The 11,894-nt window shown below is 29.6% G+C and carries 16 protein-coding genes and 1 pseudogene; 1 reads left to right on the top strand and 16 read right to left on the bottom strand.

The window, feature by feature from the left end:
* Positions 1-216, top strand: a 216-nt coding sequence (locus tag BMZ74_RS05525) for a transposase (RefSeq protein ID WP_143070147.1), incomplete at its 5' end; no start/stop codon positions are given.
* Between the two features lie 47 nt (positions 217-263).
* Here BMZ74_RS05525 and BMZ74_RS05520 read toward each other — a convergent pair.
* From BMZ74_RS05520 to BMZ74_RS05450, 16 genes and pseudogenes are all read right to left on the bottom strand, one after another.
* Positions 264-1,076 carry an EpsG family protein gene (locus BMZ74_RS05520; protein ID WP_089860853.1) on the bottom strand — a complete coding sequence of 271 codons (813 nt, stop codon included), beginning with the start codon at positions 1,074-1,076 and terminating at the stop codon, positions 264-266.
* Between the two features lie 13 nt (positions 1,077-1,089).
* Positions 1,090-2,214 carry a glycosyltransferase gene (locus BMZ74_RS05515; protein ID WP_089860852.1) on the bottom strand — a complete coding sequence of 375 codons (1,125 nt, stop codon included), beginning with the start codon at positions 2,212-2,214 and terminating at the stop codon, positions 1,090-1,092.
* Positions 2,215-2,217: 3 nt separating this feature from the next.
* Positions 2,218-3,528, bottom strand: a complete 1,311-nt coding sequence (locus BMZ74_RS05510; protein WP_089860851.1) for a nucleotide sugar dehydrogenase — start codon at positions 3,526-3,528, stop codon at positions 2,218-2,220.
* 24 nt (positions 3,529-3,552) lie between these two features.
* Positions 3,553-4,206 carry a hypothetical protein gene (locus BMZ74_RS05505; RefSeq protein WP_089860849.1) on the bottom strand — a complete coding sequence of 218 codons (654 nt, stop codon included), beginning with the start codon at positions 4,204-4,206 and terminating at the stop codon, positions 3,553-3,555.
* A gap of 47 nt (positions 4,207-4,253) precedes the next feature.
* Positions 4,254-4,397 (bottom strand): hypothetical protein, encoded by a 144-nt coding sequence (locus BMZ74_RS14480; protein WP_177181374.1) that lies wholly within the window; start codon positions 4,395-4,397, stop codon positions 4,254-4,256.
* Between the two features lie 11 nt (positions 4,398-4,408).
* The gene (locus tag BMZ74_RS05500; protein WP_089860847.1) at positions 4,409-5,032 is read right to left on the bottom strand and encodes a toxin-antitoxin system YwqK family antitoxin; all 624 of its coding nucleotides are present in this window, start codon (positions 5,030-5,032) and stop codon (positions 4,409-4,411) included.
* A 105-nt stretch (positions 5,033-5,137) separates the two neighbouring features.
* Positions 5,138-5,491 (bottom strand): hypothetical protein, encoded by a 354-nt coding sequence (locus BMZ74_RS05495; protein ID WP_177181373.1) that lies wholly within the window; start codon positions 5,489-5,491, stop codon positions 5,138-5,140.
* Positions 5,492-5,579: 88 nt separating this feature from the next.
* Positions 5,580-6,044 carry a hypothetical protein gene (locus tag BMZ74_RS05490; protein ID WP_089860842.1) on the bottom strand — a complete coding sequence of 155 codons (465 nt, stop codon included), beginning with the start codon at positions 6,042-6,044 and terminating at the stop codon, positions 5,580-5,582.
* Positions 6,034-6,627 carry a hypothetical protein gene (locus tag BMZ74_RS05485; protein WP_089860840.1) on the bottom strand — a complete coding sequence of 198 codons (594 nt, stop codon included), beginning with the start codon at positions 6,625-6,627 and terminating at the stop codon, positions 6,034-6,036. Before BMZ74_RS05485 ends, BMZ74_RS05490 begins: the two co-directional genes overlap by 11 nt.
* Positions 6,628-6,642: 15 nt before the next feature.
* A complete protein-coding gene (locus tag BMZ74_RS05480) occupies positions 6,643-7,305 on the bottom strand; it encodes a hypothetical protein (protein ID WP_089860838.1) in 663 nt (220 codons plus the stop codon).
* A gap of 83 nt (positions 7,306-7,388) precedes the next feature.
* Positions 7,389-8,549, bottom strand: coding sequence for an FRG domain-containing protein (locus BMZ74_RS05475; RefSeq protein WP_089860836.1), 1,161 nt, complete (start codon positions 8,547-8,549; stop codon positions 7,389-7,391).
* A gap of 29 nt (positions 8,550-8,578) precedes the next feature.
* Positions 8,579-9,060 (bottom strand): annotated as a pseudogene (locus tag BMZ74_RS05470) (DUF2321 domain-containing protein).
* 18 nt (positions 9,061-9,078) lie between these two features.
* Positions 9,079-9,882: an adenylate/guanylate cyclase domain-containing protein gene (locus tag BMZ74_RS05460; RefSeq protein WP_089860830.1), complete on the bottom strand. Its 804-nt coding sequence runs from the start codon at positions 9,880-9,882 to the stop codon at positions 9,079-9,081.
* Positions 9,875-10,054: a Pycsar system effector family protein gene (locus BMZ74_RS14875; RefSeq protein ID WP_483866646.1), complete on the bottom strand. Its 180-nt coding sequence runs from the start codon at positions 10,052-10,054 to the stop codon at positions 9,875-9,877. Before BMZ74_RS14875 ends, BMZ74_RS05460 begins: the two co-directional genes overlap by 8 nt.
* A gap of 20 nt (positions 10,055-10,074) precedes the next feature.
* On the bottom strand, positions 10,075-10,434 hold the full coding sequence (locus BMZ74_RS05455; protein ID WP_089860828.1) for a Pycsar system effector family protein: 360 nt from the start codon (positions 10,432-10,434) through the stop codon (positions 10,075-10,077).
* 10 nt (positions 10,435-10,444) lie between these two features.
* Positions 10,445-11,893 (bottom strand): MOP flippase family protein, encoded by a 1,449-nt coding sequence (locus BMZ74_RS05450; RefSeq protein WP_089860826.1) that lies wholly within the window; start codon positions 11,891-11,893, stop codon positions 10,445-10,447.
* Position 11,894: the final 1 nt, after the last annotated feature.

The raw sequence follows: 11,894 nt of genomic DNA, 5'->3' as shown, positions 1-11,894 counted from the left end.
AATGTTAGTCAGTCTAAATTAAATCTTTTCTATAGAGCTAAAGGAACAGTAAAACGCTGGGAACAACACATTATTAACTATTTTAAAACTAGAATAACCAACGGATTTGCTGAAGGATTAAACAACAAAATCAAATTAATCAAAAGAATTGGCTACGGTGTTCCCAAAGTTGAAAACTTAAAACGCCGAGTATTTTTATCATTGCTAAGTATTTAAGAGTAATTCAAAAAAACAAAGAGATAACATGATTCAAACGGTGCTATTTAGATTTCACAACATTTGTCAAAGAACCTTCTATCTTTATTATTTATTAATAAAACTATAGTTAAAAACAAAAATAAATCAAAGAAAAAAGATAATCCCGTACCAAAATTCATTTTTTCATTAAGAGAACTAGTTAAATATCTGCCATATCTGCCAGGTAAATATTCATTAACCTGGTAAATAAAATAACCAATGAAATCTAATTTTTGAAGTACAAAAGATACAAGAATCAAAGATACAATTTGCCACTTCTTAAAATTTATGTTCAAAAGAAAATAAAAAGGAATAATAAATAAAATAGATTTATGAAACAAAAAACCAATAAAAACACATAATAAAAACTTCTTTAAATTTCTTTTAATTATATATTTTATCGAATAGAAAAAAAAAGCTATTGCAATATACTGCCTAATTGCTGTAAAACTCTGAAAAAATAGTTGAAAATTCGTAAAAAATAAAAAGAAAGATAAGAACCAGTTTTTACTAAACTTACTTACTATAATAAAAATTAATAATATTGTTAAAAGAGAAGACATAAAAATAACAACTGAAAATGAAAGATTCAACTCATATACTATACGGTTAAGATAATAATATCCTTTTTCTAGTCCATCTAGCAAATTATAATTATTAAAAAAAAATTCATAACTGGAATAGTCTCTACCGACTTTTTCTCGCAAGCCAGAAACAAATAGCAAAATCGATATTGGTCCAATAAAAAAAAATAATTTTTTTACCCTTTTGTTTTTTGTATAGTGAATTGGAAAAAAAGAAATTAAACTAATAAAAAGAATTAAAAAATAAAAACCCATATTATCTCACCAACTATATCTTATTATTCAATATTTTAAATAGATTTGACATTTGACTAGTCCAAGTTAAGTTATTTTTTACATATTCTCTAATTTCATAAGGAGTAACTTCTAATTTTAAATAGAAATCTATAATCTTCTTAAGATCGATAATACTTTCATTATGTGGAACTCTATAAACAAAATCCTTTTTATCAAAATCATTATTCTGTTCTGAATAAAACATAGGTAACCCACGTGCTGCATATTCTATGTTTTTTAAGGCTTTCACTTTTGTTATATTTTTTCTGAAATTAGCTAGACAACCTATTGCTATGTCAGATTTTCTAAAAATCTTATCTAAATCTTTACCATCTTTATAACCGTAAAATGTTACATTTTCTTCAATTTTATATTTTTGAACAATACTTCTTAAATTCTTAAGGTCACTTCCATCTCCAACTATATGTAATTTTATATCAATCTTATTATCTTTATTAATATAATATTCGCCTAAACTCTTAAGAATACGATCAACACCATGCCAGTAAGCTAAGCTAGAAACAGAAATCATATGTATTTTATTTCTATTTTTATTGTGTTGAACTTTTGCTAGTGGAATATTATCTAAAATCACACCATTACTTATTTGAAGTGTTTCTATATCAAATATATATTCATGATCTGAAAATGTTACTATTTTATCAACATATTTCTTAAGTTTTTTTCTGTAAAATTTATCAAATAAAACATATAAGTATTTTATAGAAAATTTATTTGTCTTTTTAAACTCAAAATCATATGGGTATGTAGGAATTTCAATTAAAACTTTTATATTCATTTGCTTTTTTAGTTTTTTTAAAAAAGAAACAAAAAACATATCTGCCATAGGATATCTAATATATATTAAGTCAGAATTTTTTTTCGCAATATACTTTAATATATATTTGTATTTGAATATTTTTTTCATGACTTTATTTGCAAATTTAACATTTTTACCATTATTAAATTGTAGAACATCATTTTTAAAAAAAGCATAATCCACAGCAAAGTTATTATTTTTAATTCCTGTAATTTGCGCTTTAATCTTTTTAGCTACACCAGAATTTTTTTTATTTCCAACATCATTGAACGCTAAATAAAAAATTTTTTCACACATTATCTACATTCTCCAATAATTATACATTTTCTCAGCTTCAACCTTATCAAAAATAGATTTAATATCAATAAACACAGGCCTATCAATATTATCTTTATAAAACTTTTTAAACTCTTCAAGTTCCATTTCATTGTACTGATCATGATTAACAGCAACAACAACAGCATCTGCATCAGTAATATCATTAATATCCTGAATCTCAATTCCATGTTCTCTAACTGCCTCTTCTGGATCAGCAATCGGATCAACAACTTTAACATTAACATGATATTCTTTCAATCTATTAATTAAATCTGCAACTTTGCTGTTTCTTAAATCAGGTACATTTTCTTTAAAAGTTAAACCCATAACGAGAACTTTAGAACCATTAACCTTCACATTTGACTCAATCATCTTCTTCACAATTTTTTCAGCAACAAAATTAGACATCTGATCATTAATCCTGCGACCATTTAAAATAAGCTGTGATATGTAACCAAGTTCTTCAGAGCGATATGTTAAATAATAAGGATCAACACCAATGCAGTGCCCACCTACAAGGCCGGGATAAAAATTAAGAAAGTTCCATTTGGTTCCTGCAGCTTCTAAAACTGATTGAGTATCAATATCCATCTTATCAAAAATCATCGATAGTTCATTCATAAAAGCAATATTAACATCACGCTGAGAGTTTTCAATTATTTTTGAAGCCTCTGCAACTTTAATTGAATGTGCTCTATGGACTCCCGCTTTAATGATACTCTCATAAACTTCAGCAATAACTTCTAGACTTTCCTCATCCATACCAGAAACAACCTTAACAATGGTTTCAACAGTATTGACTTTATCACCGGGATTGACTCGCTCAGGTGAATAACCAACTTTAAAATCTTCACCACAGACTAAATCTGATTCTTCCTCCAGAATCGGCACACAAACTTCTTCAGTAACTCCTGGATAAACTGTTGACTCATAAACAACAATTGAACCTTCTTTTAAGTTTCTACCCACTGTTCTACTTGCACATGTTACCGGGTCTAAATCTGGTACATTATTTTTCCCAACAGGAGTAGGAACAGCTACAATATGAAAATCAGCTTCTTTTAAATCATTCTCATCAGCAGTATATTTTATGTTTGAAATTTTAGCTAGTCGATCTTTACCGATTTCATTTGTTGGATCTTCCCCATTTTTGTATTTATTTATCTTCTCTTGATTGATATCAAATCCTATTATATCTATCCCATTTTCAGCAAACGCCACAGCTAATGGTAGACCAACATATCCCATTCCTGTAATTGCTATTTTGATGTTGTTTAAGTTTTTTTTATCCATTTAATCTCCCCCAAGCAAAAATTCTTATTTAAAAATCATAAATTTATTTAATTTTACAGTTTTAGCTTTTGAAGTGTTTTTAACTCTATTTTGATTAAAGTTATACCAGATATCCTCATAAATTATACTGTACTTATTTAAATTATAGCCGCTGGGATGATAAACCCCACCTAAATCATTTTTTATTCCATTATTATTTCTTATTCCTCTTGAGAAAAAGATGCTACCAGTAAATAAAATATTAACTTTTTGATTTTGACTATTTATTGTTCTAACTAAGGTCATAATTTTAGATGAAATACAATTACCTTTTGAATCTTCCTTATTTACTAACATTAGGTCATGAACATTAAGTAAATATTCAGCGAATTCAATAGGACTAATTTTATTTCCTCTTAGCCAGGCTAAGATTTCTAATGATTTACTGCTGCTTCCAGATAATAAATTAAAAATCATCTCCAAACTTGACTGTATTTTAATCCAATCTCTGACTAAAAAAGCGACTTCATTAAATCCATTATATAAAGTATTTTGAAAAGGTGTATTAGTTGTTATATCTACAGCTAATTTTTTATTGCCGAGATTTTGTTTGAAGGGTCTTATCCCAATTATTAGCTTGAATTCATCACTTTGAGCATGAATATTAAATTCATTTTCAAAATCATTAATCCAAGTCATTTGAATTATCTCCTTATTAGTGAGTACAGTAAACTATAAATATTAATTTAATTATCAATAATTTTAAGTTTTAAAATGTCTTTACGGTATCGATTATTTTTAAACCCTGCCATAATTTTTTCAATATCTGTTTCTATCCACACCTTGATTTGATCAGTATAAAAGTCATCATCTTTAAATTTCAACTGCACTTTATAATCATCTACATCTCCTCATAATACCTCTCCAAAACCTCAGCGGCATCCCGCAAACTATTCTGCATAATATGATAATCGCCATCATTCAGCTTTAAATGACCAACTAAAAGATCATTGTCATTATCAGTTGCAGAAAATAAATGTGTTGACTTGTACAAAAACTGAGGTTCCTCTAAAAACAAAGTCTCCTCATCGTTGAGAAGCACATTATAAATAACCCCATCAACAAGCTCTCCATCCTGCCAGGTGCCTTCTTTAGTCTTAATTCTATCATAAAGGTATTCCACACCCTGACCATTTCTCTGATGATTTGCAAAGTCACCATCGTAGATCAAAGTTCCTTCAAAATTAAAGATTTTAGCTTCACCCTCAACAATTCCCTGCTCATCAAACTCAGCCTCACAGATTTTCTGACCTTCACCATCATAAACTCTAAACAGATCATTTCCTTTTTCTAGAATCACATTTCCATCACGATTTAGAATTTTATCCTTACTGTAAATTTTCGCTTTATCGTCAGGTGCCAAAATATTATAGAGTTCGATAACCTCTTTATTTAAAAGATCAAAAACAGAATTTGACTGTTTTAGGTGATATTGAAAGGTAGAATAAACAGGTATAGTAATCAATTCCATCAGCTCATCAACAGCAGGACGAACAACTGGATAGTTATCATCCCTCTCCAGTTCATAAATCTTTTTGAGTTTATCAATTATTCTATTGAGCAGTATAAACTATTCATTACTCAGCAAGGATTTGATTGAATTAATCCTGCTAAAAATACTATCGTTAATATCCACAAAATCAAAACTATCCCAGAATGTTTCCTGCTGACTATTAAAAACCTGAGTAATTGCTCGCTCAAAAAAGAAAAAGACCATCTCTTTGTTCTGCTTCTGCTGCCTTGCTTTCTCTCTTCTCTCCTGCTCTTTTTCAAATCGAAACAGTGAAATCGCAATGATAGCTGAAACCATAATACTAATAATTGAAAGATATAAGCTGAGATAACTATTTAGTTGTATTTCTGCAAAAAATTCTCTCCCCGAATTGAAAGAAAGAAGTGAAAATATTTCAGGAAGATAATTCATCACAGAAAAAAGCAATGGGATTAGCAGAACGGGAAATATTATTATTAAAATTGCTGTTAAAATAATTTTTAGAAACAAAAAATCACCCTCAAAGTTCTTTCATCCCAGCTACTAATCTCTCAAGATTATCCAATGCCTCTTTGGTCCCAATAACTGCATCTTCTAAATCCCGTTCTAGTTCGCGACCAGCTGTCCTAGGATATTTAGAGGAATAATCAGCATCATTTCTATAATCTCTTAATTCACTAAGTGTTTCTCCAATATCCTTTTTTATAGAATTAAGCCGCTTCCCATATTCTAAATCAAAGCGGTTAGTATGTTTTAGTTCATTAATTAAACAACTGTGAGAATTACCGCTATCTTTTAATTGAGACTCAGTTAAGAGTTCTGTTTCAATAGCGAATTTTTTGCAGAAATGATATAACCCGTAATAAGCTCTGCTAATTCCTGTCCTGATTAAATATTCATTTCCCTGACTAAAATCACCATTACTAAAAATTTCTTCTGCATAATCAATATAATGTTTCCAGTCAAAAATAAAATCAGGTGACATGAAAAACAATCCTCCCATTAAGGTCATCATTGTGTTCAAAATACCAATCATATTTAAACTTTTTGAATTTAGCCCTGGCTTCCGTAACAGACAACTCCGAAGTATTTATATAAACAGCCAGATAATCAAAGTCAGCAATCTCAGGATCGGATTTTTTAACCAGAGCAAGATCCATAGTGTCAGCAAAAATTTCATTTATTTTTTCAGCTGCTTTTAATAAGAAGTTTACAAACTTGCTTTTATCATGCAAATAACTAAAAATCTCAACAGGGTTTTCTAATTGATAGATAATTTCTATTGCTTCCAGTTGATAACCGCTTATTGAATCTGACTGGCCCAGACAGCCAGTAAGCTGATGTCTAAAATGTTTTATCAGATCCACACCAGTTTGTCTAATAACTTCAAGAGAAGTATTTTTATTATAATAATCATCTTTCGCCAGTTCATTTTTTCCTTTTTCATATTCAACAGTTTTAGAAGAAGGTAAAGAATTCAAGCCAGATATGCAGTCTGCAATCAAATCTGAATTTCGTTGATTTGAATTATTAAAACTATCTAAATTTAAAGTTGTCATCACAGCCATAACTAATCCCTCCTCTTAAACCAATACTTTTCTAAACTGTTCTTCAATCTTCTGAACAGATTTTAGAAAGAATTCTCCACAAGATTCTAGCGAAAGTTCTCTGTCCTCATCTTCAACTAAATTGAGATCAACTGTAATTCTAAATTCTTTTCGTTCAATCCCTTCTGGCGTATTAATTTTAGTCCAAAAATTTGCTTTCTCTTCGATAAAAGTTTCTTTTTGCAGCCAGTGTAAGTTAAACTGTTCAGTATCTTCAAATTTCTCTTCTTTCAAGTAATTATATTTTAAATATTTAATGGCTGAGTCAGCAAACTCAACCTTTTCTGTGGCATATCGCCCTAGCCTTTTAAGCTTCCAATTAAACTCATTATATATTAGATCAGATAAGGTATCTAATATACTATTTGCTGTTTCAAATTTGTTTTCATCATCTCCAGTAATTATTAGAGTAGCCCGTTGAAAACTTATTTCTAATTTGATAGTTTCATTTTTATTTTGCATAATAATCCGTGGTATTTCTGGTGGTGCATCTTTTACTGGAAGTACATATGGTTCTCCATCAAATACTGATATATCTTCCTGAATTTTACTGGCGACTTTTAAAGAATTATCTGTATACAGTTCGCCAAAAAACAATACTGTTGTTACCTGTTCTAAATTAGTTTTAATTTTTAACACCTCCAGAATTTAATCTTCGTCTTATATTAATAATTCAATGTTGATGATAAATCACCTGCTAAAGCAAGTCATAAATCACAATTTTAATCAGATGGATAATACACCATCCGACCACCAATTGCCAGTCCTTTCTGATCAACAAATTCTTTAATATCCCAAGAATCATCAATCTCAGCTTTCAGGTCATCACTCAGCTCAAAAGCCGGCTCACCAATTTCTGTTCTACAATCAGCAAGTTTAGTCAGCCACCACTCTTTAGATTTAGTTCTACCAAAACTCTCATAAACTTTAGCAAAGCTATCTTCGCTAAAAGAATCTCCAGCCTTGATTTCATCAATCAGCCCACTTAAAAGCTCCATAGACCGATCATGGAAAAGTTCCCTGCCGCCATCAAAAAGTTCATAAATTTCTGCTGCAAATTCAGGAGTTCTTTTGAAATGAAATTTTTTAAAGTCGTGGTCAGCTACTAAATCATAATTAACTAAATCATCGAGATCACCTGACTGCATAGTATCAATAAAATAGCCTCTCTGCTTATAACAGCGGGTAAAAGGTTGGTAGCCAATTGGAAGAACTCTATTAATATCAGCTGCAGATTCTGGATTCATTAAAAGATCATCAGTTTTTCTATATAAGACAGCATATTCCCCATATTCTTCTAGATCCCTTTTAGTAATCGGCCTATATTTACCATTCCCTACATGTCTGCAGCCGGCAAAAAATAATGCTACTGCAAGATCATCGGTTATATCAAGATACTGAGTATCAATTCCATAGTGCTGGGCTATTATATAAGCAAATACTGTACCAAAGTTCCATTCCCTAACCTGTTTAAATTGAGTTATTAAGTCTAAAAATGATTGTATTTTTAATTTTGCTTTGAAAAATTCAACTTTTCTTTCTTCTTCAGTTTCTAAATCGGCAAGTTTTCTTCCCAGTGATGATCTGCATTTTGAATCATCTTGACCCCGGCTGTAATCTTCAACTTCACCGCGATAGAAAGTTTTATTGCAGTAGTTATTTCCATATTGGACTACTATCCCGTGAGGATATTGAACAATACTGCCGTTTGTATGAAAGTCAGCATATAGGTCTTCTCTGGGATTACATCCTAATGGAAATGGATTTGAATTATCTGCTGAATTCCTCCTGGCAGCAGTGATAACTTCATTTCTCTCTTTATGTTCTTTCTGGACTGCCATTATTCTTTTTAGTTCATCTAGTTCTATTATTTTTTTAGTCATTTATGACCTCCAGAAAGGATTAAGAGATTTTAAGCTTCCATTATTATTTTTTTAGCTGTCTCACTGGCAAAATCAATCAATATATCTTTAAGTCCAGTTGCTAAGCCTTTACCTACTTTAGTCAGATAATATTTTACTTTTTGACTTGCCAATTTAGTTCGTGGACTATCAGTAATAATATCATCAATATTGTTTTTTAAAGCTTCTTTTTCCTCTGACGAAAGTTCTTCCATGAAATCGACATATTCTTTAGCAGCCATTATCTTCTTTGTTGTCCATGGATATGGAGAACCACAATTATGACAATAAGATGGAACTTCATATTCTGAAAGAGTTGCTATATTATCATAATGATATTTCCCTTTAATTGCTTCGCCACAATCTGGACATTCCGTTATAGTTTTTTCTCACATTTATCACAATACTTTTGGTTATTATGAGGAGAATCTTGATAATAACTATTAATTAAATGACCATTAAGACAAATTTGTGCGGTATCCTGCCATCCCATACTATCGCTCCTTACTTCTTAATCTTCGTCTAGTTCAATTATATTTTGAAAATATTCTGCACCATGATTTTCACACCAGTGACTTTCTAATTTATGAGCTTTATCAAAATCAAAAATATTATCATCTTCTAAATTAATTTCTTCCCATAAATAAGCTTTTTCGCCACCAGGACAGCCGCAGGAATATAGAACAAGATCATCTTCCAATTTACTAAAATAGCGATCAGAGACTAATAGTTCAGAATGATTACTTTTACTGGCTAGTTTAGCAGCCATATTAACCGGTTTCCCAGCCCAGACTTCATTTTGCCTATCTGTTCTATCATCATATTTTTTGAGTCCTACTTTTCTAACCAATACAGTTTTTTGATCAATCCCCAAATGACAACCTATATCTAAATCTGTTTTATCTTTAATTTTTGGAACAAAAATATTTTCTGCAAATGTTTTAACATTTATTGCTGAAGCAAAAGCAGTATAAACTTGATTTTTGTTAAATAAAGCAAAAACTCCATCTCCTTTTACATCTATATACGGAGCATCTATTTGATGAAATAACTTAACTATAGTATTTGTAAACAATTGATAAGCACCAGCAGTACTTTGATCATGATTTTTAGCGCTTAGTTTTGTTGAGTTTATCATATCTGCATATACACATATTACATCAGGTATCTTGTTCCAGTGGCCTTCATTTTCAATTGGAATATCTTTAGTTTTTGGAATAGAATTAACCTTAGTAATAGATCTTCCATTATTGTAGATTTCTAGCTGCTCATCAATAATTTCATTATATTCAGATGGGATTTGTGTATCATCCATTTTTGTCTCCTTTACTTTTGTCATAAAGCCAGAACCCAATAAAAACTAAACCCATGGGAGGTAATATTCCTGTAACAAATAAATATAACGCCCATTTAAATAATTTATATTTATTATCAGCTATTCTAGAATTAGTTACAATTTGCTCAGCATAATCTTCAGCGTAATCTATGTTTTCAAAATCCTTAATTGCTATTTTTTAGTTAAAAGATCTAAATATTCATTGGGAGTTAAATCTTTGATTACAGAGAAAAACAAAATATTCTTATCTTGATCTATTTTTTTAGAAGAGACTTTATCCTGCTTATCTTTAGATAATACTGGGATAAAAGATAATGAGGAAATAACCATTGATATAATTAAAAAGCTTATAATCCATAAAAAGTAATAGTTTAAAACTTTAAGTGAGCTAGATTTTGTAAAAAGGCTAAAAACACCTATTAATAAAGCACTGTCTAATGCTATTAAAGCACCATTCTTGCTTTCAGCAAATTTTAGCCACTGACTTGTGTGATTATATGCTTTTTCTAATTCATCAATAAGTTTGTTCATGATTACACCTTTATTTTACGGCATTTTTTAATCTCTTAATTTGCTCAAAATATTCCTTGCCATCAACAACTAAAAAGATCGCTGAATAAGCAACAATCCCAGTAATTACACTAATAGCTAATTGGATTGGCATTTGTTCAATATTTGGTGATACTAGATAAGTTTTTGTTAAATAAACAATTATCATCATGAATAGAGTATATAAAAATGGTTTTTTAATAAAACTAACTAATTCTTTTAAACGCATATTAATTAAGTTCCCAGTTATATGCATGCTAATCCAAAAAGTATAAAAACTAACAATTGTTACTCCATAAGAAACACCTATAATCCCCCATCTCATACCAATTATCATAGCAATCGCCAAATTAACAATTAAGAAGAAATTAAATTTAAAAGAAATATCAGATCTTCCCTGAGATAATAGTACAGTCCCAACTGTTGTTCCAATAGATTGAACAGCTCCAGTTATACTTAAAATCTGAATTAATATTATAACCGGTATCCAATTCTGACCATAAACTGTCAATATCATTTCAGGAGCTACAATAAATACCCCCCCCATCATAGGAAAAGTAATTAAGGCAATTAAGCTTAAAACATTAAGATAATATTTTTTTATAGATAGTTTATTGTCTTTAATTTCAGAAAAAGCAGGTAAAAAAGTGTTATTTATCACCCCACCGATTTTCCTTACTGGAACAAGCATTAACTTATATGCAAGAGTATAATATCCTAATGCTTCAGAACCTAAAAATCTACCAATCAATAAATAATCTAGATTCCTATTGAAATAGTTAATTATACTGGTCCCAAAAACATAAACACCGAAATTAAGCAAATCCTTTATAGTTTTAAAACTAAAAAATATACTAGGAATCCATTTGTGATAAATTGTTATTAATAAAGTAACAATAATATTTTTAGCAATAAATCCATAAACTAATGCATGAACACCAAAATTGTTTAATGCTAATATTATTGTAATTAAACCATATAAAATTGTCGAAAATATATTGATATTAAATAGTTCTTTAAACTTCATTTCTTTTCGGAGTATGCTTTGTTGTATAAAAGAAAATGAGACAATGGTAAATACGATAGAAATTAACTTTAATAATTCAGTTAGATCAGGTTGATTAAAAAACAATGCTATCAAATTAGAACTAAAATAAACAATAGCTGTCATAGTAATTCCAATTAACATATTAAACCAGAATAGTGAAGACAATCGTTTCTGATTTAAATTTTCTCCTTGAATTATTGCTGGAGCTAAACCAAATTGATTCATCATATTAATTAAAGCAATAGTAGTCTGGATCATTCCCATTACCCCAAATGCATTTGGGGTTAATAACCTCGCTAAAATTGCTGTTATCACAAAGTTTAAACCAGTTAATGAAACACTAGATAAGCTATTCCAAATTGCGCCCCAAAAAGTTTTTTTCTTTAATGACATT

The sequence above is a fragment of the Halanaerobium salsuginis genome (assembly GCF_900114545.1).
GTDB classification, from domain to species: domain Bacteria; phylum Bacillota; class Halanaerobiia; order Halanaerobiales; family Halanaerobiaceae; genus Halanaerobium; species Halanaerobium salsuginis.
The sequence above is the reverse complement of the archived record's forward strand: the minus strand, read 5'-3'. Positions and strand labels throughout refer to the sequence as shown.

What these genes read in the sequence shown, in the direction of transcription:
- BMZ74_RS05520 (WP_089860853.1), bottom strand. Translation starts at nt 1,076, where the DNA reads ATGGGTTTTTATTTTTTAATTCTTTTTATTAGTTTAATTTCTTTTTTT.
- BMZ74_RS05515 (WP_089860852.1), bottom strand. Translation starts at nt 2,214, where the DNA reads ATGTGTGAAAAAATTTTTTATTTAGCGTTCAATGATGTTGGAAATAAA.
- BMZ74_RS05510 (WP_089860851.1), bottom strand. Translation starts at nt 3,528, where the DNA reads ATGGATAAAAAAAACTTAAACAACATCAAAATAGCAATTACAGGAATG.
- BMZ74_RS05505 (WP_089860849.1), bottom strand. Translation starts at nt 4,206, where the DNA reads ATGACTTGGATTAATGATTTTGAAAATGAATTTAATATTCATGCTCAA.
- BMZ74_RS05495 (WP_177181373.1), bottom strand. Translation starts at nt 5,491, where the DNA reads ATGAATTATCTTCCTGAAATATTTTCACTTCTTTCTTTCAATTCGGGG.
- BMZ74_RS05490 (WP_089860842.1), bottom strand. Translation starts at nt 6,044, where the DNA reads ATGTCACCTGATTTTATTTTTGACTGGAAACATTATATTGATTATGCA.
- BMZ74_RS05485 (WP_089860840.1), bottom strand. Translation starts at nt 6,627, where the DNA reads ATGGCTGTGATGACAACTTTAAATTTAGATAGTTTTAATAATTCAAAT.
- BMZ74_RS05475 (WP_089860836.1), bottom strand. Translation starts at nt 8,549, where the DNA reads ATGACTAAAAAAATAATAGAACTAGATGAACTAAAAAGAATAATGGCA.
- BMZ74_RS05460 (WP_089860830.1), bottom strand. Translation starts at nt 9,882, where the DNA reads ATGGATGATACACAAATCCCATCTGAATATAATGAAATTATTGATGAG.
- BMZ74_RS05455 (WP_089860828.1), bottom strand. Translation starts at nt 10,434, where the DNA reads ATGAACAAACTTATTGATGAATTAGAAAAAGCATATAATCACACAAGT.
- BMZ74_RS05450 (WP_089860826.1), bottom strand. Translation starts at nt 11,893, where the DNA reads ATGTCATTAAAGAAAAAAACTTTTTGGGGCGCAATTTGGAATAGCTTA.